Origin of the sequence: Pseudomonas sp. B21-010, from assembly GCF_024749325.1 — a bacterium.
GTDB lineage: Bacteria > Pseudomonadota > Gammaproteobacteria > Pseudomonadales > Pseudomonadaceae > Aquipseudomonas > Aquipseudomonas kilonensis.
Genome location: NZ_CP087198.1, coordinates 2,477,695 through 2,501,274 on the forward strand (window position 1 = coordinate 2,477,695; position 23,580 = coordinate 2,501,274).

24 protein-coding genes and 1 pseudogene are annotated in these 23,580 nt (G+C 55.2%); 11 read left to right on the forward strand and 14 right to left on the reverse strand.

The window, feature by feature from the left end:
• Positions 1-83: 83 nt before the first annotated feature.
• The gene (locus LOY50_RS11060) at positions 84-470 is read right to left on the reverse strand and encodes a helix-turn-helix domain-containing protein (protein WP_258690839.1); all 387 of its coding nucleotides are present in this window, start codon (positions 468-470) and stop codon (positions 84-86) included.
• Positions 471-583: 113 nt separating this feature from the next.
• Between LOY50_RS11060 and namA the strand changes: the two genes are divergently transcribed.
• The gene (gene namA, locus LOY50_RS11065; RefSeq protein ID WP_258690840.1) at positions 584-1,624 is read left to right on the forward strand and encodes an NADPH dehydrogenase NamA; all 1,041 of its coding nucleotides are present in this window, start codon (positions 584-586) and stop codon (positions 1,622-1,624) included.
• Positions 1,625-1,982: 358 nt separating this feature from the next.
• On the opposite strand, the gene LOY50_RS11070 is transcribed toward namA, so the two are convergent.
• Positions 1,983-2,954 (reverse strand): LysR family transcriptional regulator, encoded by a 972-nt coding sequence (locus LOY50_RS11070; RefSeq protein ID WP_258690841.1) that lies wholly within the window; start codon positions 2,952-2,954, stop codon positions 1,983-1,985.
• 115 nt (positions 2,955-3,069) lie between these two features.
• Between LOY50_RS11070 and LOY50_RS11075 the strand changes: the two genes are divergently transcribed.
• The 3 genes from LOY50_RS11075 to LOY50_RS11085 all read left to right on the forward strand — a co-directional run bounded on the left by LOY50_RS11075 (position 3,070) and on the right by LOY50_RS11085 (position 5,346).
• Positions 3,070-3,453: a nuclear transport factor 2 family protein gene (locus LOY50_RS11075; protein ID WP_258690842.1), complete on the forward strand. Its 384-nt coding sequence runs from the start codon at positions 3,070-3,072 to the stop codon at positions 3,451-3,453.
• A 206-nt stretch (positions 3,454-3,659) separates the two neighbouring features.
• Complete coding sequence (locus LOY50_RS11080) at positions 3,660-4,679, forward strand: alpha/beta hydrolase (protein WP_258690843.1); 1,020 nt, start codon at positions 3,660-3,662, stop codon at positions 4,677-4,679.
• A 283-nt stretch (positions 4,680-4,962) separates the two neighbouring features.
• Positions 4,963-5,346, forward strand: coding sequence for a nuclear transport factor 2 family protein (locus LOY50_RS11085; RefSeq protein WP_258691224.1), 384 nt, complete (start codon positions 4,963-4,965; stop codon positions 5,344-5,346).
• A gap of 185 nt (positions 5,347-5,531) precedes the next feature.
• Here LOY50_RS11085 and LOY50_RS11090 read toward each other — a convergent pair.
• From LOY50_RS11090 to LOY50_RS11120, 7 genes and pseudogenes are all read right to left on the reverse strand, one after another.
• Positions 5,532-5,921 (reverse strand): annotated as a pseudogene (locus LOY50_RS11090) (acetyl-CoA carboxylase biotin carboxylase subunit); the annotation flags it as partial.
• 59 nt (positions 5,922-5,980) lie between these two features.
• A complete protein-coding gene (locus LOY50_RS11095) occupies positions 5,981-7,327 on the reverse strand; it encodes an MFS transporter (RefSeq protein WP_258690844.1) in 1,347 nt (448 codons plus the stop codon).
• A 239-nt stretch (positions 7,328-7,566) separates the two neighbouring features.
• Positions 7,567-8,355, reverse strand: a complete 789-nt coding sequence (locus LOY50_RS11100; protein ID WP_258690845.1) for a LamB/YcsF family protein — start codon at positions 8,353-8,355, stop codon at positions 7,567-7,569.
• Entirely contained in the window at positions 8,348-9,289 is a 942-nt protein-coding gene (locus LOY50_RS11105) for a biotin-dependent carboxyltransferase family protein (RefSeq protein ID WP_258690846.1), read from the reverse strand. Before LOY50_RS11105 ends, LOY50_RS11100 begins: the two co-directional genes overlap by 8 nt.
• On the reverse strand, positions 9,286-10,077 hold the full coding sequence (locus tag LOY50_RS11110) for an allophanate hydrolase subunit 1 (RefSeq protein WP_258690847.1): 792 nt from the start codon (positions 10,075-10,077) through the stop codon (positions 9,286-9,288). Before LOY50_RS11110 ends, LOY50_RS11105 begins: the two co-directional genes overlap by 4 nt.
• Before the next feature lie 161 nt (positions 10,078-10,238).
• A complete protein-coding gene (locus LOY50_RS11115; protein WP_258690848.1) occupies positions 10,239-10,664 on the reverse strand; it encodes a VOC family protein in 426 nt (141 codons plus the stop codon).
• A gap of 220 nt (positions 10,665-10,884) precedes the next feature.
• Complete coding sequence (locus tag LOY50_RS11120; protein ID WP_258690849.1) at positions 10,885-11,748, reverse strand: LysR family transcriptional regulator; 864 nt, start codon at positions 11,746-11,748, stop codon at positions 10,885-10,887.
• A gap of 340 nt (positions 11,749-12,088) precedes the next feature.
• On the opposite strand from LOY50_RS11120, the gene LOY50_RS11125 reads away from it, so the two are divergent.
• From LOY50_RS11125 to ggt, 3 genes are all read left to right on the forward strand, one after another.
• A complete protein-coding gene (locus LOY50_RS11125) occupies positions 12,089-12,514 on the forward strand; it encodes a VOC family protein (protein ID WP_102592082.1) in 426 nt (141 codons plus the stop codon).
• Between the two features lie 112 nt (positions 12,515-12,626).
• Positions 12,627-13,886, forward strand: coding sequence for a cation:dicarboxylate symporter family transporter (locus LOY50_RS11130; RefSeq protein ID WP_258690850.1), 1,260 nt, complete (start codon positions 12,627-12,629; stop codon positions 13,884-13,886).
• 179 nt (positions 13,887-14,065) lie between these two features.
• The gene (gene ggt, locus LOY50_RS11135) at positions 14,066-15,790 is read left to right on the forward strand and encodes a gamma-glutamyltransferase (protein WP_258690851.1); all 1,725 of its coding nucleotides are present in this window, start codon (positions 14,066-14,068) and stop codon (positions 15,788-15,790) included.
• A gap of 335 nt (positions 15,791-16,125) precedes the next feature.
• Here ggt and LOY50_RS11140 read toward each other — a convergent pair whose 3' ends face one another.
• Positions 16,126-17,001 carry a LysR family transcriptional regulator gene (locus LOY50_RS11140; RefSeq protein WP_258690852.1) on the reverse strand — a complete coding sequence of 292 codons (876 nt, stop codon included), beginning with the start codon at positions 16,999-17,001 and terminating at the stop codon, positions 16,126-16,128.
• A gap of 111 nt (positions 17,002-17,112) precedes the next feature.
• On the opposite strand from LOY50_RS11140, the gene LOY50_RS11145 reads away from it, so the two are divergent.
• Positions 17,113-17,694 carry a TetR/AcrR family transcriptional regulator gene (locus LOY50_RS11145; RefSeq protein ID WP_258690853.1) on the forward strand — a complete coding sequence of 194 codons (582 nt, stop codon included), beginning with the start codon at positions 17,113-17,115 and terminating at the stop codon, positions 17,692-17,694.
• Here the strand turns inward: LOY50_RS11145 and LOY50_RS11150 are convergent.
• Entirely contained in the window at positions 17,691-18,356 is a 666-nt protein-coding gene (locus LOY50_RS11150; protein WP_258690854.1) for an NAD(P)H-binding protein, read from the reverse strand. The two genes, LOY50_RS11145 and LOY50_RS11150, sit on opposite strands and share 4 nt — an antisense overlap.
• Positions 18,353-19,024, reverse strand: a complete 672-nt coding sequence (locus LOY50_RS11155; RefSeq protein WP_258690855.1) for an NAD(P)-binding oxidoreductase — start codon at positions 19,022-19,024, stop codon at positions 18,353-18,355. Before LOY50_RS11155 ends, LOY50_RS11150 begins: the two co-directional genes overlap by 4 nt.
• Before the next feature lie 292 nt (positions 19,025-19,316).
• Between LOY50_RS11155 and LOY50_RS11160 the strand changes: the two genes are divergently transcribed.
• A complete protein-coding gene (locus LOY50_RS11160; protein ID WP_258690856.1) occupies positions 19,317-20,519 on the forward strand; it encodes a pyridoxal phosphate-dependent aminotransferase in 1,203 nt (400 codons plus the stop codon).
• Positions 20,520-20,551: 32 nt separating this feature from the next.
• Here LOY50_RS11160 and LOY50_RS11165 read toward each other — a convergent pair whose 3' ends face one another.
• The gene (locus LOY50_RS11165) at positions 20,552-21,184 is read right to left on the reverse strand and encodes a TetR/AcrR family transcriptional regulator (RefSeq protein WP_258690857.1); all 633 of its coding nucleotides are present in this window, start codon (positions 21,182-21,184) and stop codon (positions 20,552-20,554) included.
• Between the two features lie 120 nt (positions 21,185-21,304).
• Positions 21,305-21,745 (reverse strand): LysR family transcriptional regulator, encoded by a 441-nt coding sequence (locus tag LOY50_RS11170; RefSeq protein WP_258690858.1) that lies wholly within the window; start codon positions 21,743-21,745, stop codon positions 21,305-21,307.
• A gap of 72 nt (positions 21,746-21,817) precedes the next feature.
• Here LOY50_RS11170 and LOY50_RS11175 point away from each other — a divergent pair, with 72 nt between their 5' ends.
• Together LOY50_RS11175 and LOY50_RS11180 are read left to right on the forward strand one after the other, a co-directional pair.
• Positions 21,818-22,399 carry a TetR/AcrR family transcriptional regulator gene (locus LOY50_RS11175; protein WP_258690859.1) on the forward strand — a complete coding sequence of 194 codons (582 nt, stop codon included), beginning with the start codon at positions 21,818-21,820 and terminating at the stop codon, positions 22,397-22,399.
• A 52-nt stretch (positions 22,400-22,451) separates the two neighbouring features.
• A complete protein-coding gene (locus LOY50_RS11180) occupies positions 22,452-23,555 on the forward strand; it encodes an alkene reductase (protein WP_258690860.1) in 1,104 nt (367 codons plus the stop codon).
• The last annotated feature ends 25 nt before the right edge of the window (positions 23,556-23,580 follow it).

Here is a 23,580-nt window from a genome sequence, read left to right on the forward strand (position 1 = left end):
TCGTCGAGCAAGCTAGCCTGATCCGGACTTAGCTGCTCGCTTCGCTTGGCAAATTTAAAGCGCTTGAGCAGCGTGATCTAAAGCTAGGCCAGCGATTCAAATTGATCGTCGATCGCAGACTGCCTGAACTCGAAGATCTTACTCTCATGCGTCGCCCCCCATTCCCGCATCGCGCTGATCAAAGGCGTAAGCGTGTTGCCTAATTCTGTGAGCGAATACTCCACCTTGGGCGGAACCTCACGATAGATTTCGCGATGTATAACCCCGTCTGTCTCCAGCTCTCTCAATTGCAGCGTGAGCATCCTCTGAGTCACATCTGGTATCAGTCTGCGCAACTCGTTGAACCGCTTCGTCCCTGACATCAGGTGGAACAGAATGAGCGATTTCCACTTCCCACCAATGACGTCAACAGTAAAGGCGACCGGACAAGCAAACGCCTCGATTTCCCCCTGAGGGATGCATTTTTTCACCGGGAATCTCCTTGGTATAAAAAATGTGCCTACAGCACAAAAATGTGCGTACTTATGTAGTAGTGCTGTGTACGTTACCATCATTCCATATCAATCACTATGGAATTGCGTAGATGAGCTTGCTGCTATCCCCTTATGAAATCAAAGGCCTCAAACTGAAAAATCGAGTCGTTATGTCGCCCATGTGCATGCACATGGCCGCGGATGATGGCTTTGTCACTGAGTGGCACCGAGTGCATTACGGTGCTCGCGCCTTGGGCCAGGCGGCGCTGATTTTCCCCGAAACGCTGGCCGTCCACGCCGACGGCCGTATCGGGGCTGGTGACCTTGGTATTTGGAGCGACGCCCACGTTGGCGGCTTGAAGGCGCTGACTGAACTGCTTCACAGCTTTGGTGCAAAAGCCGGCGCTCAGATTGGCCATGCAGGGCGCAATGCTGACCTGCCCAATCTCATTCACATCGCGCCATCGGCGATTCCGTTCACGGAAACCAGCCCTGTGCCTCGCGCACTCGCGGCTGATGAAATTCCGGGTTTGGTAAAGCTCTACGGCGATGCCGCACGACGCGCCAGTGAAGCGGGCTTCGATGTGCTTGAGATCCATGCCGCACATGGTTATTTGCTGAATGAGTTCCTCTCCCCACTCGCCAATACCCGCGACGACGAATATGGCGGTGATGCCAAGCGTCGCTATCGTTTCCTGCGCGAAGTGCTGGAGGAAGTCAAAACCCATTGGGGCGATCGTCCTCTGTTTGTTCGTATCTCCAGCTCTGATTACGCCGACGGCGGAAACACGCCCGAGTCGTTCCTTGAATACGGTCGCTGGATGAAAGAGCAGGGCGTCGATCTGATCGACTGCAGCTCCGGCGGGATCAAGATGATCAAGGTTCAGACCTATCCAGGTTACCAAGTCCCGGCGGCTGAGTTGCTGCGCAAGGAGCTGCATATTGCGACGGGGGCGGTGGGTGTAATCCAGAGTGGTCGTCAGGCCGAAGAAATCCTGCAAAACGGCCGAGCTGACTTGGTGTTTGTCGGGCGGCAAATGCTGCGTGATCCATTTTGGGTGCGTACTGCGGCAGATGACCTGAAAGAAATCATTGAGATTCCTGTAGCCTACACACGCTACGGTTCAGTCTGGCTTGATACCAAAGCCTGAATTTGTCCGCGTCGTAAGCGGGCGTCTGGAGAATGCTAATCCTGGCATCAGAAGCTAAGGCGTCCAAATAGCTGAGGCGAGACGCTTCTTTCTATATGGACTTCTGTGTCCAGGGTGAGCTTGTCTAAGTTACATTCGTTGTTAATAGGACCGGACTTTCAGAAAAAAATTTAATGAACGGGAACTCCCGGCTTTCTTCTGGGCGGCTGGAGATTGCGGGTTGTCCCGGTCAAAAGCTTCGTCAGGTTCCACGCCTGATGCCATGTGTGCCCAGTCGCTATCGCATGTGCGGAGCTTGAGCCTGGTCAATGCTGACCAGTTTGAAGAATCCATACCTACTTCATTGAGAAGCATTCGATCAATCGGTTTCCACCCTATTTGCACTACGCATGAAGTCGACAAACGCACGCAGCTTTCCAGGCATGTGCTTGCGATGCGGATAGTAAAGATGAAACGCGTCGTCCAGTGCGCTGTGCCGTTTCAGTATCTGCCGCAGCCTTCCGCTAGCCAACTCTTGCTTTGCGAAATCCTCGAAGACGAAACCGATGCCCTGGCCTTGTATCGCTGCATCTAGAACGGATCTCATTTCGTCGAAAATAAAGCGTCCTTGAACATCGACTTGAACCATTTGGCGTCGAACTTCGAACTTCCATTCAAACAACCTGCCTCCAACGGAATAGCGCTGGCGTATGCAGTTGTGCTTTAGCAGTTCCTCAATGGTTTCTGGTTCACTCCGTTCGCGGAAGTAATCCGCTGCAGCCACCACAATTCGTTTTTGTGCCGCTCCCAACTGCACGGAAATCATATCGTTTTGCACTCTTTTTCCCATGCGTATGCCGATATCAAAACCGGCGTTGACTATATCACTAAGCCGGTTATCCAGTGATACCTCGACATTGATAAGTGGGAATTTTTCCATGAAGGCGGTTAGATGCGGTTCGATAAAGATACGGTATGCGACGTACGAAGAGTTGAGGCGCACTGTGCCAGACGGTTGGTCGGTCGCGAGCAAGGCTTGAGACAAGGCATCCTTGATCAGTGCAAGTGCAGGTACTAATGCGGCGTTCAAGGAGTCGCCAGCCTCGGTCAAACTGACACTGCGAGTTGTACGATTAAACAGTCGCGCATTTAGCTGCGCTTCCACGCTTTTGATGGTGCGTGATACCGCTGTAGGCGTGACCCCTAATTCGACGGCAGCGCGAGCAAAATTCAAATGCCTGGCTGCAGCCTCGAACGTTAACAGGCCGGGAAGGTGCACGGGTGGGGGGGCGATTTCGCCTTTCTGAGCATCCGTGTGTGCCGGGCTCTTTATTATGACTTTATTGCTCATACGGTATCCATGCTTGTGATCATTTTCTTCATTATTACAGATCCCTATAGTGGTGCATCAAGTACTTCATCACGCCAAATCAGTGATCAGCAATCCAATGAAGCAGGAATAAACCATGAGCAAACCTACTTACGTACAAGAATACCAAGCCATAGCCGAGGTGCTGAACAAGTACATCGAGGGCTGCAAACAGGCCAAAAGTAGCATCATGAAGCCTGCTTTCAGTGAGCAAGCAACGATGTTTAGCGTCGATGGCGACGGTAAGCTTGCCGGAGGCGCGATTCCAATCCTGTTCAATGGCATCGACACGGGGTTCCGCCCATCCCCTGATGCACCGGCAGCGATCGTCCGCATTGAGGTCGTCGGTACGGCGGCTAGCGCCCGCATCGACGCCAACGACATGTCAGGCATCTCCTTCACCGACTTTTTCCATCTGTTGAAAGTCGATGGCAAGTGGACGGTAGTCAGCAAGATCTTCCACACCCACGTCGCGTCTTGAACCTCTGTCTTCCTTAGGTACGCGGCAGATTAGGCTTCCCGGCATGCCTGCAGTGTTTTTCCTTGCAGGCGAACGGCGCTGGAACTGTGCGTCCGGCCCGCCGTCTGGAGACGCAGCCTTCGACCGCCTGATTGAAGACGCAACGAACTTATAAAGTGGCTCGCTATTTAATGATGCACACACTGAGGCAATACAAAGGAAAGATCATGAAAACCCTCACCTCCGCATTCGCCCTTTCCGTCGTGACGCTATCGCTTGGTAATGCATCTGCAGCCGACCAGCCCGGCGTTGAACACAACACGGCGAAATTCTTGCAATCCCTTGAAGGCGGCGAGACGCTGGACTCGATGACGCCGGTCGATGCCCGCGCCGCGCTGGTGGCTGCTCAAGCTGCCCCTCAAGTGGCCTTGCCGGCAGCAGACGTCAGCGAGAAGACGATCCGAGTCAATGGCAGCGACCTGAAGCTGACCATCGTGCGCCCGGCCGGCAGCAACCAGAAGACTCTACCCGTGTTCATGTACTTCCATGGCGGCGGCTGGGTCCTGGGCGACTTTCCGACCCACGAACGGCTGGTGCGTGATCTGGTAGTAGGCTCGGGCGCGGTGGCAGTCTTCGTCAACTACAGCCTGTCGCCTGAGGCGGGATACGGCGTCGCCATCGAGCAAGCCTATGCCGCGACAAAATGGGTGGCCGAGCATGGCGAAGAGATCAAGGTAGACGGCAAGCGCCTCGCAGTAGCTGGCAACAGCGCAGGCGGCAACATCGCCGCTGTGGTTGCCTTGATGGCGAACGAGAAGGGCGCACCTGTATTGCGTTCGCAAGTATTGCTGTGTCCGGTGACGGATGCGAACTTCGACACACCGTCCTACAAGGAGTTTGCCAACGGCTACTTTCTGACGAAGGACCTGATGGTGTGGTTCTGGGACAATTACACGCGCGACGCCGAGGCACGCAAACAGATTTACGCTTCGCCGCTGCAGGCGACGACCGAGCAGTTGAAGGGCTTGCCGCCGACGCTGATCCAGACCGCCGAATTCGATGTCCTGCGCGATGAAGCTGAAGCGTACGGCCGCAAGCTCGACGCTGCGGGTGTACATGTGAAGTTGGTGCGCTACAACGGCATGATTCACGATTTTGGGTTATCGAACGCGTTCAGCCATCTGCCGACGCCCCGCAGCGCGATCGCGCAGGCCTCGCAAGAACTCAAGAGCTACCTGAGCAAGTAATTTCCAAGAAATGGAACCCGTAGGTCACGGTGAAACTGCGGGGCTCATTATAGAAACATGCCGTTCATTTTATTGCTTGGCTACAGCGGCATCGAAATTTCCCCAATGTCTGCTGTGCTTTTACAGTCGAGCGTCAATCATAATTGCGATCTTTATTAAGAGCGACTAAGTGAAAACTACTTTTATCAAGAGTTTGTTTTTTGTGGCAGTAATTGCGGGCTTTGGCTCGATAGCTCAAGCAGAAGATCTTCCGCGTGACCAACAGGTTATAAGTAATAAAACCATAAGCGAACCTACGTACGTACAAGAGTACCAAGCTATCACCGAGGTGCTGAATAAGTACATTGAAGGCTGCAAGCAGGCCAAGAGCAGTATCATGAAACCCGCTTTCAACCCACATGCGACGATGTACAGCGTTGGCGCCGATGGCAAGCTTGCCGGCGGCGCCATTCCAATCCTGTTCGAAGGAGTCGATAAGGATTTCCGCCCATCTCCCAACGCACAGGCCGCCATAGTCCGCATCGAGATTGTCGGTACAGCGGCTAGCGCTCGCATCGACGCCAACGATATGTCAGGCATCTCCTTCACCGACTTCTTCCATCTGCTGAAAGTAGAAGGCAAGTGGACTGTGGTTAGCAAGATTTTCCAAACGCATGTAGCGCCTTAAAAACCATCTGAACAGTTCTTGCCCCGCATCAATTGACAAAGGGACTGTTTCACTGGCGAACTGCCGTCAAGTCGTTGCCCAATGCGCATCATGCATTTTGTTTGGAACGATGACTGAGGCGATGTTCAATGAGTCGGACACGAGACGAATCTCGTGTTCCGCTCTAAACATTAAGAAAAAGCCACTCAATAGAGTGGTTTTTGTAATTTCTGCTCCAAGTGGTGAATGTTCACACCCCCTTCACAGAAGCCTTCATCACGAACCAGGTCCCGATGTAGTGGGATGTTGGTCTTGATGCCGTCAACCACGATTTCGTCCAGGGCATTACGCATACGGGTCATGGCCTCGTCGCGAGTGGTGCCCCAGGTGATCAACTTGCCGATCAGTGAGTCGTAGTTGGACGGGACCTTGTAGCCGCTGTACAGGTGCGAGTCGACGCGAACGCCGTTGCCGCCTGGAGCATGGAAATGCTTGACCAGGCCAGGACTCGGGATAAAGGTTTTCGGGTCTTCGGCGTTGATCCGGCACTCCAGGGAGTGGCCATGGATCTTCACGTCCTCCTGTTCGATGTCCATGGTGCTTCAACCATTTGTAATGGGCAGCGTCTTGAATGTGTATTGGCCGTAGTGTCGAGCTACCTGAGAAGATCGCTCTTGGACGTCTCACGCAATGTGAGAATGGCCAGCAAGGCACATACCGCAGCACCTGCCATGAAATAGCCCGGTACCAGTAAATTGCCGGTCTTGGTGATAATCGAGGTGACCACGTAAGGGGTGATTCCGCCACCCAGGATCGCGCCGAGGTTGATGCTGATCGCCATGGCCGTATAGCGCACACGTGTCGGAAATTGTTCCGCGTAAGTGGGGTAACCCACCGATTGCACGATCGGCATGGGCAGGGTGGCGACGAACATGGCCAGTGCAGCAATCCAGAGGCTGCCGCTGTCCATCAGGATCATCATGGGAATCACCAGAATGGCGTAGCCTAAAAAGCCAACGCTCAACGCTTTCTTGCGACCGATACGATCTGACAGACCACCCCAGAACGGCATCATCGCCGCCATGCACAGGCTGATCACTGCAATTACCCAGTAGACTTTGGATTTTTCAAAATGCAGATACGTCGTCAGGTAGATGTTCATGAACACCATCCCGATGAAATAGCCCGCGTTTTGAGCTGACGCGAACACGATGACCCGGAGCAGCGCGGGCAAATTCTTATTGAAAACTTCTTTGACCGGCGCGATTGGTGGCTTTTCCTTGGCAAGGAACGCTTTGAACTCCGGCGTTTCCTCGACGTTGTGCCGCATGTAAAACGAAAACAACACCAGCGGTATGGACAGGAAGAACGGAATGCGCCATCCCCATGCCTGCAATTGCTCGGCACTGAGAAGCCCTGTGGTGATACCGCAGACAATCGCGCCAGTAGCACCACCGACTGCGACGCCCAGTGGCGTGAATGAACCAAAGAAGCCGCGTCGGCCGTTTGGCGAGGATTCAGCCACGAATGCCGCGGCGCCCACCACTTCGCCACCAGCGAAGAAGCCTTGGGACAGTCGTAACAGCACTAACAGGATGGGCGCTGCCAGGCCGATTTGGGCGGTGGTAGGCAACACGCCAATCAGCGCAGTTGCAGTGCCCATTCCGATCACGGTGCTGAGCAGAACTCGGCGGCGGCCGATTCGATCGGCCAGGCGACCGAGCAGCACCCCGCCTATAGGGCGGATGACAAAGGCAATGCCGAATACGGCCAATGTGGCGAGCAGGGCGGCGGCGGGGTTGTCACCGGGGAAAAACAAAGGAGCGATGATGGTTGCCATGTAGCCGTAGATACTGAACTCATAATATTCAACGGCGGTGCCCGTGGCCGAAGCCATTGCTGCACGCTTTGCGATGAGGGCTGACTGCGTTGTGCCAGCAGTGGCTTGTGTGTCGAGCTCGATTTGCGGCGAGTTCGTATTTTCAGAAAGAACACGAGACATAAATACCTTCCACTCTGGCCAATGGCCAAAAGAGTTAAGTGGCAGCCGGGGCTGCCTTGAAAGTGACGTACTGAAAACCGACAGTGCACAGCTCATCCGGGCGGTCAGGCGCCCAGGCGTATCCGTGGTTGACTATTCAGCTTTCAGACGAGGTTTTAAGCTCGGCAGTTAAAACGAGGGGCTTGATTCACGAGGCATGTCAGTTTCCTTTTTATTATGGGGTGCGACGGGTGGGTGAATTAGGTAAGAGCACGCTCACTGTTATTGCGACGCGCGGGTTTTTGAATGGTGATGCCCTCTTTGAGGAGTGCCTGCCTGATCGCACTGGCAAAAGCAGCGGCGCCAGGCTGATCGCCGTGTATGCAAAGGGTATGTGCCTTCACAGGAATCCAGATCCCTTGGGGCGTGCGCACTTCGCCTAAATGCAGCATGTTCATCACTTGATCGATGGCATCGTGGAGGCTTTCGATCATTGCGCCAGGCTGGCCACGGGGCGTCAGAGTGCCGTCCTCCTGGTAGCTGCGATCAGCGAACACTTCCTGCGCCACTGACAAGCCGCAGTGTTCGGCGGCGGTGACCAAGGCGCTTCCCGACAACCCGAAAAGAATCAGGCCTGGATCAACGTCTTTGACTGCCCTGCAGATCGCGTCGGCTGTGGGCCGGTGGACGGCGGCAAAGTTGTAAAGCGCACCATGGGGTTTGACGTGGCGCAGTTCGACGTTGGCCGCTTTGGTAAAGCCCAGCAAGGCCCCCACCTGGTAAACGATGAGTTCGTAAACCTCATCCTCGGACAGCGTCATCATCCGGCGACCGAAACCTTGCAGGTCGTCAAAGCCCGGGTGGGCACCGACTGCCACGCCCAACTTCGCAGCCAACGCGACGGTTGAGCGCATGGAGCGCGAATCCCCGGCGTGAAAGCCACAGGCGATATTGGCTGAGGTGAGGTGTGGAAGAATCGCCGCATCGTCGCCTGCGCGATAAATGCTGAAGCCTTCCCCCAGGTCACTGTTGAAATCTATTTCAGGCATTGAAAGCCTCCATCGCCTTGAGTGTGCGAGCACGGGTTAACAGCAATGCTTGCGCAGCGCTTAAATCTATAAGGGAGAATCGCAACTTGTCGCCCGGTAACAACTGTGCCAAACGGGGTAAATCGACGCTGGCCACTTGGGCAATCCTTGGGTATCCGCCGGTCGTTTGGCGGTCAGCCATCAATATCAGCGGCCTGCCGCTGGGGGGGACTTGGACGGTGCCGAACGCGACACTTTCCGACAACAGTTCTTTGGGTGAAGACAGTGTCAGTGGCGTGCCGTCGAGCCGGTATCCCATACGGTCCGAGTCACCGGTCAATGTGTAGTCATGGCTCAAGAAGTGCTCTTGGGACTCAGCGCAAAAGTCCTTCCATTCCCGCCCCGCGATCACTCTTATTGGTTCCAGCGCGCCGGTTTCGTAGAGCCCCAGGCTGGACATTGGGTTGAGGCGTGGTGGATTGGCAAACGAGGAGCAGATCGGAATCAGATCTCCGGTTTGAAGTGCCCGGCCCCGCAGCCCACCGAACCCGCCACGCGAGTAGGTGCTGGTGCTGTTCATCAACGGTTGCAGCAAAAAACCGCCGCCCACCGCGAGGTAACTCCGGGCTCCGTGTCGCCGTTTGCCGAAACTCAAAATACTGCCTGGGGAAACCAGGGCGGGCACGCCGGGCTGGAGCGGAACTGCATCCAGTTCGGCACCGAGGTCCGCGCCGGCGAGTGCGATGACGGCCTTGGCCTGAAAATGCAGCGTCGGGCCTTGGAGGGTCATCTCCAAGGTGCTGAAGGTGCGAGGATTACCGACGAGGAGGTTGCACAGGGCATGCGCATCCTCATCCATCACGCCGGTCACAGGCACGCCCCAATGCTGAAACCCGTGCCGTCCGGTGTCCTGGAAGGTTGAGAGCATGCCGGGTTTGATCACCTTGATGGTCACTTCGCGTTCTCCCGAGCCAATAGCTCAAACTCATGGCGGGTAATGGGTACAAATTGAATCTTGTCACCGCCCTGTAAAAGACAGGGCGGTTCGCTCAAGGAGGAGAACATCTGCAGCGGTGTTCTCCCTATGAGGTTCCAGCCTCCGGGGAGATCGGCCGGGTAAATGACGCTTTGTCGGTTGGCGATGCCGATACTGCCTTGCTTGACCAGCGTGCGCGGTGTCGCGCGACGCGGCAGTGACAGGGCGCTGTCGTGCATGCCGATGTACGGATGGCCAGGTGCAAAACCGACCATCAATACATCCAGCCAGTCGGCCGTGTGAGCCGCGATGACTTCGTTGACGGGGAGGCGGCAGGCCTGTGCGATGTCCTCGAGGTCCGGGGCATATTCCGGGTCGTAGCACACGGGGATTTCGAGGCAGGCACCGATCTTTGCCGCAACACTTCGCGAATCCTTGAGACGTTCAGCCACAAGCTTGCAGATCGATTCGTAGGGCGACACATCGGGGAAGTGGCCTGCAATTAACTCAGGAGAGTAATGAATGCCTACCGTCACCATCGCAGATACAACATCCGTGACGCCCGGTAGCAGGCCTTGGGCACCCAGAGTACGTAATTGATTGCCGATCAAGGCGGCCTGACGGTTGAGGTCAATGGAAAATACGTTGCCGAATATCAGGATTACACAGCGATCACCGCAAGGCTCGAACTGCCATTGGTAGCCGGTATTATCGGGGTGAAGAGGCGCTGCTATCGGCTCATCCAGGGTGCGACTGAGGTCGGACATAGTGTTCTCTATCCTCATGCGGCAGGCTAAGTAGCGGCCAGGCGCGTGCAGCAGGACAGAGAAAGCACAGGCTTTCTGCAGGTATCCGGCGCAACACAGCAAGGCTTCTCGGCTTGATAGTGCGCCGTCGCTCTAATGGCGACGGTCGCTTGACCAACGTATTACTTGGCGAAGAGCTGGCTCATATCCTTGAACGCTTTGAACTCCAGTGCATTGCCGCACGGGTCGAACAGGAACATGGTGGCCTGCTCGCCGACCTGGCCTTTGAAGCGAATGTAGGGTTCGATCACAAATTGGATCGCGCGCGCCTTCAAGCGCTCGGCCAAGGCTTCCCATTGCGCCCACTCCAGAATAATCCCGAAGTGCGGAACCGGTACGTCATGGCCGTCTACCGGGTTGCTGTGGACGCTTTCCTGCGAAGCGGTTTTAGGATGCTCGTGGATGACCAGTTGATGGCCGTAGAAGTTGAAGTCTACCCACTGCTCGCTCGAGCGGCCTTCGGCGAGACCAAATACCTCACCGTAGAAGTGACGTGTGGCGGCCAGATCGTAGACGGGAATTGCCAGGTGGAAAGGAGAGAGGCTCACGGTGGTTTCCTATTGATTTGTTTTGATCTGAATCAATTCTTATCCGGAAACCATGCAGGTAAAAGCGGAAATTCTGTGTTATGAGCACGAATAATTTCGATGAGTCGCGTGGTTATATAAGGTTTTGCACCAGGGTTGTTCATGGTGCACCACAATGGTTCGCTTTCCGGTTGAAAAGCTCGCGATTGATTTTCCGATGCAGGTATGCTCCCGATGGGTATCACACCACATCAAGAACGCAGGCCCGGAAGATATTGAAAAGCGGTGAATGTTTTTGCCGATATTTAGATACCAGTACGATTTCTCGGAAAAACGTGAGCTTGCGCAATTCAAGCACCCTGACGTCTTCGGCATGTTCAAGCCACAAACCCGCCTTGGGCACCAGCGAAACACCCAGTCCACTGCGCACCATCTTCACAATGGCATCCAGTTCATCAAGCTCCAGTGCCTGGTGCACATGTATTTTTTGCTGCTTGAGAAACTGGGTGACCAGGCGCCCCCCAAAAGATCCTCGGTCATACCGCACGAAGGGTTGTTCTGCGAGAATCGCCAGCGGGTCGTCACCTTGCACATCTTTGGACGTGATCAATACGAACGCCTCGCGCGCGATGACTTCGGCATGCAAATCCTTGGGCAGCGAAAAAGGCGGTTTGATCATGATGGCCAAGTCCAGCTCTCCGGCATCCACTTGGCTGAGCAGATTCAACGACACGCCAGGTACAAGGTTCGTTTCGATGAAAGGTGCCTGTGACTTTAATGCCACCAGCGCCTGAGGCAGGAGACCGGTCTGAACCGTGCCGATCGCGCCAATGCGCAGCGCCCCATGAAAGTCATTACCGCTGTCGGCGGTGCCCATTCGAAGGAAAAGCTGCAGGATTTCCTCGGCCAAGGGGATAGCACGCTGGCCCGCTGAGTTAAGCGTGGCCGAGCGCCCGGTGCGATCAAACAGTTTGACGCCCAATGTGTCCTCGAGACTTTTGATCTGTGCGCTGACGGCGGACTGCGTCAGCCCTACCTGCTGGCCAGCCGCTGCGAACGTGCCCCTTTGCGCAACGCAGATAAATGTCTTCAATTCTCTGATCATGTCGAACCTAGATCCATATGTGGTTGTTCGCGCAGAGGGTAGTCATTTTCAATAGGTTTACCAACGGCGCTTGATTCCGGCGCATCGCCGAAACCTGGTTGAGTAACGCCAACCTGTTCGTCGATCAAATGACGCGTGCCATTCAGGCGGGATGGGAGCCGTAGAGAGGCGGTGGACGCATTGCTCAATTGACAAAATAAAATTGTGTTCGTGAAAAAATTATATTGATTTTTTTTTGATTGGCTCCGCTTTAGCATAAATCCACCTTCAAAAAAACCGCTGGGCAGCGAGCGCGGTGTCCGGCATCACAAACCAATAAAAAATTGTTATCGGAGTCCTGATGAGTCTTTCTCCTTTCCACCTCGCAATCCCTGTGTATGACCTGGCCGCTACGCGCACCTTTTACGGTGAAGTGTTTGGCCTTGCCGAGGGCCGATCCAGCACCCAGTGGGTGGATTTCGATTTTTACGGCCACCAGTTGGTCATCCATGAACACCCAAAGACCGCTTCTCAGGAAAGCGTGCACAGCAACCCGGTAGACGGCCACGACGTACCGGTTCCGCACTTCGGGATTATTCTGGAGTGGGCTCAGTGGGAAGCGTTGGCTGAGCGTCTGAAATCCTTTGGCACCCAATTTGTGATCGAACCCTACATTCGCTTCAAAGGCCAGGTCGGTGAGCAGGCCACCATGTTCCTGTTCGACCCGTGCGGCAACGCGCTGGAGTTCAAAGCGTTCAAAGATATGAGTCAGCTCTTCGCTAAATAATAAAAATCTGGCGCACGTTAAAGAGTGCGCCAAGAAACTTAAATGAGCTGGAAGCTCATGAATCTAGCTACTGCGTTCACGCAGTCCTTTCATTCCAACAAAAAGGCTAGACATGAAACGTATACCATTGGTTTGGCAAATTGTTGCTGGGCTTTTGCTTGGCGTGCTCGTCGGTTGGTACTTCAATACCCATCCACACAATCAGGTTTGGGTCAGTACCGAAATTCTTAAACCCCTTGGCGACATTTTCATCAAGATGATGAAGATGGTTGTTGTTCCCATTGTTTTCTGCTGCATGATCCTTGGTATTGCCGGGGGCGGTGATAACAAGTCCTTCGGACGCATGGGGGCAAAATCGCTGGCTTATTTCTTCGCGATTACCAGTTTGGCCATTGTCCTCGGACTGTGCTTTGCCAATTTCTTCGAGCCTGGTGCGGGCACCGAAGTTGCGGGTATCTCCCACGGAACCTCAACGGTCAATATCGAGCCCTCGAAAGGTGCGCTGATCATCCTGCAAAACATTGTTCCCGATAATGTGATTGTGGCGATGTCGGAAGGGAAGCTGCTCTCAGTGCTGTTTTTCGCTGTGCTCCTAGGGCTGGCGTTGAACACCCTGCCAAAAGCAAAAAGCGCACCGGTCATCTCCGTTATCCAGGGTTTATCGGATGCGATGTTCAAGGTGGTCTCGTTTGTCATGGCGTATGCGCCTATTGGCGTATTCGGGATGATCGGCTCGACCGTTGCGACCTTTGGCTTCGCCTCGTTGTTGCCGTTGCTGAAGTTGATTGGCGTGGTTTACCTCGCGCTGATAGCCTTTGCCTTGGTTTTTCTCGGAGGCATTTGCTACCTGATTGGCGAAAACGTCTTCAAGTTGATCAAGTACTTCAGGGATGAACTGATTCTGGCGTTCTCCAGCGCTGCCTCGGCGGCGGTCATGCCGCAGTTGATGAAGAAGTTGGAAAACTATGGCGTCCCTCAACGAATCGTCAGCTTCGTGGTTCCGGTGGGGTATGCCTTCAATCTGGATGGTGCATCCATTTTCCTCGGCGTCGCGACGATCTTTGTTGCCCAGCTCTACGGAATTGATCTGTCGCTGACTCAGCAAATACTGCTGGTGGTCACGATGGTGTTGACGTCGAAGGGCGCTGCTGGAGTGCCCGGGTTTGCCATCATTATTCTGTCTGCCACCTTGGCGTCGGCCGGGCTTCCGCTGGAAGGGGTCGCCTTGATCGCGGGTATATTCAGGATTATTGACAGCGGGACCACTACGTTGAACGTATTGGGTAATGCGATTGCTCCCTTGGTCATTGCCAAGTGGGAAAAGGTTGGCCTAGAACCTTCAGGTGCTGGGAGAACCGGACAACAGGTTTAACACCTTGAAAGAGCCTTCGATGTTATCCGCGTCGAAGGCTCTTTTTTGTTTATGCAATAGAGATAAAAAACATTCGATTTTTGTTCTTCGGTGTTGAGTTGTGCGGTTGGAACTCCGGTTGCGCACAACTTGAATCGTCGAATTCTGCTGCCAAATTTTAATAAAAAGACAGGTGGTTTATGTGCAAAAAATCTTTACTCGATTGGGCGCGTCGGTGTGCCTGGTGCGTGTCGTTTCTGATCGTGAGTGTCAATCCAGCAGCCTCAGCGAGCCCGCGGCCTCAATTGGCCCAATCCGCTGTCGCCGTACCTGATCGCTTTGCCGCGGAGACGGCCAATGCCATTTTTGCCAAAGGCGGTAATGCCGTTGATGCGGCAGTCGCCATTGCTTTCTCGCTGGCCGTTACCTATCCCGAGGCGGGCAACCTGGGCGGTGGCGGGTTCATAACGATTTATCACGAGGGTAAACCTTACTTCCTCGATTACCGCGAGCGTGCGCCGCTCAAAGCCACCCGAGACATGTTTGTCGACAGCAACGGCCAAGTAATCGCTGCCGATAATCCTGCTGGAAGTGTTGTCGGTTACCGCGCTGTGGGTGTGCCCGGCACGGTGGCGGGTATGTGGGAGGCTCACCGGCGTTTTGGAAAGCTCAAGTGGGCAGATCTGATCGAACCGGCGATTCGCTATGCCCACGCAGGTTTTGTCGTCGATGAAACGCTCGCCAATCTGGCGGTGACAGAAAATGAAAAGCGATTCTCCGGTAAAACCAATTTCACCGACTATTTCGGCAAGCTGCATGCCGGGGCCAGGTTCAAGCAGCCTGAGTTGGAGAGGGTACTCAAGCGAATCGCCGCCCAAGGCCCTGGAGGGTTTTATACCGGTAAGACGGCCAAACTGATCGCTGCGGATATGAGCGCTCATGGCGGTTTGATCAGCGAAGCGGATCTAAAGGGCTACGAGCCCATTTGGCGAGAGCCGTTGCAGGCATATTGGAATGGCTTTCGTATCGTCACTGCGCCACCGCCCAGTTCCGGTGGGATCGCTTTGGTTCAACTTTTAAAGATGAAGGAATTGCGCCATGAAGATTTCCGTGGCGTGCCGCTCAACTCCGTCAGCTACATGCATTTGATCGCTGAAATAGAGAAACGTGTGTTTGCCGATCGCGCTCAGTACCTGGGTGATCCCGACTTCTACAAGGTTCCCGTGGAGCAGTTGCTGGATGATAAATACCTGTCCGGCCGCGCAGCCCAGGTGAATGTTTCAGAACCCTCGGATACCAACAACGTGGTCGCTGGTTTGGACATCGCTTCGTTGGAAAAACCGCAGACCACGCATTTTTCCATCGTGGACAAGTGGGGAAACGCGGTCTCCAATACTTACTCGCTCAATGGGTTCTTTGGTTCGGGGGTGGTCGCCAGCAAAACCGGCATTTTGCTTAACGATGTAATGGATGACTTCTCCGCGCTGGCGGGCGTACCGAATCAACTGGGTGTAGTGGGCCATGACACCAACGCCATTGTGCCCGGGAAGCGTCCCTTGTCATCGATGACGCCAACGATTTTCCTGAAGGACGGGAAAGTCGCGCTCGTTATTGGTACACCCGGAGGGTCGCGGATCTTTACCTCAATCTTTCAGGTGGTCAGCAATACCTATGACTTTCAGCTTCCATTGAAGGATGCGATTTCAACGATGCGCTTCCATCACCAGTTGCTGCCAGCGAACACCATTTTCTGGGAGCCTTATGCCCCTATCTCCGGGCAGTTGGCAACCGACCTTGAAGCCAAGGGCTATAACTTGGCTGATCAGGGTTTCAACGGTGATGTCCAGGCGATCAAGGTTGAGGGACGAGTCCCTGAGCCCGTTTCAGACCCGCGGGGGAGAGGCGTGACGTTACTGGCGAAGTAACGCGATTCTTTGAGCTGGATTTCAATCGCCTGAAGCTCCTTCATTTGCGTCTTCAGCTTGGCGATTTTCTCCTCCAGCCGCACCGCTTTTGGTTCGAAGACATGGTCTCTTGCCGATCGGCAACATCAAGTGCTGTCAGGTACGAATTCCAGAGCTGTTTCCCGCTAACCCGCGGTTGACGAAACTCCGGGTTTGGTAACGCTATATGGCGATGGGCGCACGGCCGCGGATGATCTGAAAGAAGTTATTGAGATTCCTGCTGCCTATACACGCTATGGATCAGTCTGGCTTGATACGAAGGCTAGGCCAGACGAATATCCTGCCTGTGCCTGATGCTAATGTTTCTTCGCGGCCTGCTCGGTTATCAGTTGAGCCAGCAATTTTACCGGCTCGGTAAGGCTGCGGCGTGCACGATGAACCAGGCCAATATCGCGATGAAATGTACGTTGTTTGAGATCGATGGCGCGTACTTCGGCAGGCCACTCCTTGCGGGTGGTCGTTTCCGGAACCAAGGCTACACCGACACCGTTTGCAACGAGCTTGATGATCGCATCCAGCTCATCAAGTTCGCAGACTTCATGCAATGAAATATGGGTTTGCCGCAAGAACCTATCAACCTGGCGTCCGCCAAATGATGAGCGGTCATAGCGGATAAAGGGCTGGCTTGATATCAACTCTGCCCAGTCTTCTCCCGGCGTATCGGCGGGGACGATCAATCGATATGGCTCGCGCGCCAACGTTGTCCATCGCAGATCGCTATGAAGAGAGAAGGGTGGACGGATGATCGCGGCCATGTCTATTTCACCTGAATCGACCTGATTCACCAGTTCCATTGAAAGGCCGGGTACCACACGCGTCCGACATTCCGGAGAGCGTTGGTGGAATTCAGCGAGCGCTTCCGGCAAATAAGAGCGTTGAACGGACGCAATCGCTCCGATCGTGACCAAGATACTGGCCGGAAGGCCCACCGGGCTTGTGCCCAAATTGTTAAACTGGCGCACCAGTTCCTGACCCTGCAATAGAACTTGATGCCCCATCTTGTTGAGTTGGGCCGAACGTCCTTCGCGGTCGAACAACTCTACCCCAAGCTCTGCTTCAAGGCGCTGCATCTGGGCACTGACGGCTGCTTGGGTAAGGCCTATCTTGCTGCCGGCTGCAGCAAAGGTGCCTTCCCTCGCCACCGCGATAAGTGTTTTAAGTTCTTTGATCATGCGCAAATAATAATTATATTTCGATGGGAAATATATTTATATTTTTGTGGATTAATTGCTCCGCCGGGCGCCTGACGCGTGATCGTTTTTTTTGATAGCATGCGCCGCATTATGAAGAAACCCGCCCACGATATGCGCCAGCACATCATTGATGTCGCCAGGTCGCTTATGACCCAGAAAGGTTACACCGCCGTTGGCCTTACCGAGTTGCTCGCGGCCGCGGGTGTACCTAAAGGGTCTTTCTATCACTACTTCCGCTCCAAGGACGAGTTTGGCCAAGCGCTGCTCGAAGAGTACTTTGAAGAGTACCTCACGAGGGTCGATGTGCAATTGGCCAGTGCGGGCTCCGGCGCCGAACGTCTGCTGAGCTATTTACACTATTGGGCCGAGACACAGGCGTTTGATCACACCGATCAAAAATGCCTGGTGGTCAAATTGGGCGCGGAAGTATGTGATCTGTCCGAAAACATGCGCGGGGTGCTCGAGAAGGGAACTGCCCTGATCATTGAGCGAATGATTCGTTGTGTTGAGCAAGGCAAAGCGGATGGTTCCATCGACGCGTCCGTCGACGCGGCAATACTGGCTGAAGCGCTCTACCAGATGTGGTTGGGCGCCTCGTTGCTGGTCAAGGTCAACAGAACGCGCGAGCCTTTTGACGCGGCGCTTGAGATGAGTCGACGCTTGCTGTCCTAATCTCGATCGGCAGGCTTTGTCATGCTGCTCGACGCCACCACGTGAATGCCTGGGGCCTGTTTGATCGCGGCTTCCAGCAGCGCCCGAGCAATAAGCACCGGGGGGTTGAGACGCCAACGTTTAGGTAACAGCGGCGACGCAAGCTTCAACAGGAGGATGAGTGCGCGCTCGGCATAGCGCACTTCTTCACGCTTACCCCCGATGACACCGGGCCGCACATACGTCAGCGATTCAAACCCCACCCTCGCCAGATCCTCTTCCAGACGGCCTTTGACCTGGTTGTAGAAAAACGAAGACCCGGCATCTGCGCCGATCGCCGAATTGAGCACATAGGTCGACGTTCCGTGATCACGCGCGAGCCTGGCCACTGCCAATGGGTAGGTATGGTCGACCCGCTCGAAGGCTGCTCTGGAGCCCGCTGTTTTCAGCGTAGTGCCCAGCGTGCAGATCACTGCATCCACTTGCCGGAGGTCTGCCTGTTCATCCAGGCGTTCAAAATCGGTAAGCGTGGCGACGAGTTTCGGGTGCGCCGCCAAATCTTTGCGCGTGGGCGCATAGACGACGCCGATGCGCGAATCCGACAGTGCCAGATCCAATACATGACTGCCGACCAGCCCGCTTGCACCAACTAGTAGCAGCTTGACTGTTTTTGGCTCGTTCATGCCTGAGGGCACTCCCGGACAAAATTTTGAATAGCCTCATCGACCGGCGTGACGCCTTGGGTCAGTTCGATGATGACGCGATTCACCCTCGGCTTCTCAATGATCTGCAACAAGGCTGCCGCGACATCTTCGCGAGGCACGTCCCCATAGGGGATGGCAAGGCCGGCGTGGACCTTGCCGGTGCCAGTCGAGTCCAGCAACGTGCCAGGGCGCAGGATGACCCAGTCAAGGTCTGTTGCGGCCAGGTGCACGTCGGCGCGTTTTTTCACGGCCATGTAATTTTCGAATGTCTCGGAAACCGCTTTGCCACGCGATGCCTCTGGAAACGCCGAGACCAGAATAAAACGCCGAATGCCCGCCCGTTGAGCCGCTGCCACAGACAGCTCCAACCCGCGACCATCAATGGCATCGGTCATTTGCGCGCCACCCTTGCCGCCGGCACCGGCCGCGAATACGACGGTATCACTGCCCGCCATGAGCTTGGCCAGCGCTTCTGTATCGAGTTCAAGCAAGTTACCGGCTACAGGAGTGGCGCCGAGTGCTTTCAGCCCCTCGGCTTGTTCCGCATGACGGTATAACGAACGTGGCTGGTGACCGCATTCTGCCAGTTGTTGGGCGAGACTACGGGCGACTTTGCCCGAGCCACCGACGATGAAAACTGAGCGCATGGTTCCTCCAGAGCAGGCGATATTTCAAAAATGGCCCGCTCAAGCGAACCTGCAAACGTTGTTGACGAATGCATGCTGAGCCATATTCTATATTGATCGCTACAGAAATTGTCAAGGGTCTGGAGCGGTTGCTCCCGGCTACTTTGTTCCAGTTAAAAAGGCGTCAGGGGAACAGAAGCGCATAACAATAAACAAATAAAATTGATTTTTTGCATGCCTATATATTGTTTTAATTGTTTTCTTAGGGCCGCTAGCATTCACGCACTATCAACGAAAGCTGAAGGGTGGTCCCATGCAATTGCTCGGAAATCTGCTGAAAGCGGTTAAACCCTCGCCAACGCTGGCGATCACACGCAAGGCGGCAGAGCTGCGCCGCAATGGGGCTGATATCATCAGCTTGTCGACGGGCGAGCCGGACTTTCCAACCCCCGACCATATCAACGCGGCAGCCAAAGCGGCCATCGATGCAGGCCAGACCCGCTATACCGACGTGGACGGCACTCCCGAACTCAAGGCAGCGATCGTTCGCAAATTTCAGCGTGAAAATGGCATCACTTACGCGACCGACGAAATCAGCGTGGGCACCGGCGGCAAGCAAGTGCTGATCAACGCACTGCAGGCAACCCTGAACCCTGGGGATGAAGTCATCATTCCTGCGCCTTATTGGGTCTCCTATCCGGACATGGTGCGCCTGGCCGGGGGCACACCCGTGGAAGTTGCTTGCGCGGCAGATCAGCATTTCAGGATCACGGCCGAGCAACTCAAGCAGGCGATTACGCCGCGCACCAAGTGGCTGATTTTGAATTCGCCAAGCAACCCGACCGGTGCTGGCTATAGCGCGACGGAGCTCCAACAGTTGGGGGCCGTGCTGTTGGATCACCCGCAGGTCTACGTGCTGACGGATGACATGTACGAGCACTTGAGTTACGACGGCTGGGTGTTTTCCACCATGGCTTCGCAGGTTCCGGCCCTGCACGATCGTGTGTTGACCGTGAATGGCGTTTCCAAAGCCTATTCGATGACAGGCTGGCGCATTGGTTATGCGGGCGGGCCCAAGCCGTTGATTGCGGCCATGGCCACCATTCAATCCCAGACCACCAGCAACCCCTGCGCGATATCCCAAGCCGCCGCCGTGGCAGCGCTGGATGGGCCTATCGATTTTCTGTCTGAGCGGAATGAGGTGTTCCGTCAGCGTAGGGACCTTTGCCTGGACGCTTTTAACACCACACCCGGTCTGGTGTGTCGCCGTCCGGAGGGCGCTTTCTATCTCTTCCCTTCATGCTCGGGACTGTTCGGGCGCAAAACGCCAGCGGGTATGGTGCTGACAAATGACGTGGATGTCTGCCAGTACCTGCTTGAGGCCGCCCAAGTGGCCGTAGTGCCGGGGAGCGCATTTGGATTGGAAGGGTATTTCCGCATTTCCTTTGCTACCTCAACGGCGCTACTGGAGCTGGCGTGCACACGCATCAAAGAGGCATGTGAACAGCTCGCGTAACACAGCGGTTGGTTTTGCGGAGTACGTCCCAGTCAAGCTGAGAGGGAAGGGGTCAGCATCGATACGGCTGTTGCGCCAATGCCTTGCAGATCTTCCCGGCTGGCGGCGTCATGTGCTTGCAGTGACATGCCTTCGAGCAATGTGTTCAAGGCCGAGGCGAGCAGGCGGGTATTCGTGTCGTGGCGGAGTTGGCCGTCCTCGACCGCGCGGTCAAGTCGCTGCTGCAAATAGTCACGACCTTCTTGGCGCAAGGCCTTGAGGGTGGCGGTGACTTCTCCTGCATCGTCCGAGACGTTGACTGCAGCGAGTACCACCATGCATCCACACGGGGCCTCAGGCTCCGTCAGGATCGACGCTGAGGTATGGAAGAAGTCACTGATGGCGCGCACGATGTCCGGCTCACTGTTCATGCGCTCCCATGTAGCATCCCAAAACGTCGCCTCGTAATAGGCAACCGCTTCCAGGAACAATTTGGCTTTATTGCCGAAAGCCGCGTAAAGGCTGGGAGGGCTGATGGCCATCGCTGAACACAACTCCGCCACGGAGGCTGGCTCGTAGCCACGCTTCCAAAACACTGCCAGGGCATGCAGCAGGGCCTGGTCGCGGTCGAACGCGCGCGGACGTCCTTTTGCGCGTGGAGCAGAGAGTGGGGCGGGGTCGGTCATTGAGCGCATCACCTTAGGGCGTATCGCCAGACGAGCACGTCTGGAAGAGAGTTCTGCTCCAATGATACACAAAATGAAATTTTCGGTTGCGCGACATGAATGCTGGCTAACCTGGGGTTCTCAGCTCACTGGTGAGGCGTTTACTGTTGTCGTTACGTTGTATCGATCCAGCACGTGTCGAATGCCACTCAATAGCGGTATCAGATGCTTCGCGATATCGTCGGCGACATCGGTGGGTACCATCTTTGAGTTCCTGCGAAAAAACAGGGGGTCCTGGAAACTCAGTCTGAGCTTGGACAGGCTGTTGCTGACGGCTGGCTGCCCGATACTCAATCGCTCAGATGTCCGGGTGACACTTTTTTCCTCATAGAGCACGGCGAAGATTACCAGGCAATTCAGGTTGAATTGTGCGAGGGGCTCGGTATCGAACGGTGAAGTGAGAGTGGGGGCTGACAACCGGTTTTTCCTCCTCGCAGGTACGCATTGATACCCTGCCTCTTTTGCAGGGATAAGATGGCTCGATTGCGTGCCTTGAGCAGGGCATTCGTCACCTTTTGCCATGGGTCGTAGAAAACGAAGTCATTCTAAAATTTACTAGACGACCGGTCTAGTTTTTATTAGGGTGACTGCATTATGAAAAAGCATCATTCGGAAACACGCCAACATATCCTGGATGTCGCCAGGATGTTGATGACTCACAAAGGCTATACCAGCGTCGGTTTGGCTGAGGTAGTGGCTGCTGCGGCCGTACCGAAAGGGTCGTTCTACCATTACTTCAAATCCAAGGACGAATTTGGTCAGGCATTTCTTGAGCAGTATTTTTCCGACTACCTGGAAACGGTCGACACCCTCTTGATGGGATCTGCCCCCGCGGCGCAACGGTTGCTGAGTTACTTCCAGTATTGGGCGCAAACCCAGTGCTCCGATCTGCCGACCGACAAGTGCCTCGTCGTCAAATTGGGCGCCGAGGTGTGTGATCTCTCGGAGGGCATGCGCCTGGTGCTCGATCGAGGTACGCAAGCCATCCACGCAAAGCTTGAGCGTTGTATCGAGCAGGGGCTTGTCGATGGATCGATCACGTCCACCGTTCCCAGTGCGACGCTTGCGCAAGCGCTCTATCAGGTTTGGCTCGGCGCTTCTTTGATGATGAAAATCGGCAAGCGCGACGACGCCTTTGAAAACTCCCTGACCATGGCAAAGCGACTTTTGTCGTAGCTATATTTTTACCAACTTACTAGACGACCGGTCTATTTAATCGAGATCTATCATGACAGACAACTCTGCTCGTACTGACTTATTCACTCCTATTAACCTGGGCGCGATGCAACTCGCCAACCGTATTTTGATGGCCCCTGTTACCCGTAGCCGTTACGCCGAAGATGGCATTCCCAGCGAGCTGCACGCTGAGTATTACGCCCAGCGCGCCACTGCCGGGTTGATCGTTGCCGAAGCCACCAATATTTCCCCTCAGGGGCGCGGATACGCCGCCACACCAGGCATCTGGAGCGAAGAACAGGTTGCCGGTTGGAAGAAAGTCACGGATGCCGTGCATGCCGCTGGCGGCAAGATCGTCAGCCAGCTGTGGCATGTGGGGCGGTTTTCCAGCGTAGAGCTGCAACCAGGCGGCGCCGCGCCGGTCGCGCCTTCTGCCATCAAGGCCGAGGGTGACACCTACACCGTCAACGGTTTCGTCCCAGTGTCGATGCCTCGGGCGCTCGAGACCGATGAGATCCCAGGGATTATCGAGCAGTACAAACGTGCTGCCGAGAACGCCAAACGCGCTGGTTTCGACGGTGTAGAGGTGCACTCGGCCAACAGTTATCTGCTCGACCAGTTCCTGCGAGACTCGACTAACCACCGCACCGACCAATATGGCGGCTCGATCGAAAACCGTGCGCGCCTGACCCTGGAAGTCACCGATGCGGTCGTCAACATCTGGGGCAATGACCGCGTTGGCATCCGCTTGTCGCCGGTGACGCCCGACGCGGGCAATACGCCGCCCGACAGCAATGTCATGGCGATGTATGGCTACCTGATCCAGCAGCTGAACGCATTCGACCTGGCTTACCTGCACTTCGTCGAAGGCGCTACTGCCACCTCGCGTGAAGTTCCGGAAGGCGTCGACATGGACGCACTGAGCGCGCAGTTCAAAGGCCCCTTCATTGGCAACAACAACTATGACCTGGACATGGCCATTGAGCGCCGTGCCCAAGGCAAGATCGACGCCGTTGCGTTTGGTCGACTGTTCATCTCCAACCCGGACCTGGTCGAGCGTCTGCGTCGTGGGGCTGAGCTGACCATCGCACCGCGCGAGTCGTATTACGGTGGTGGCGCGAAGGGCTACACCGACTGGCCTGTCGGCAACTACTGATATCCGCGATAACCCCAACAACTGC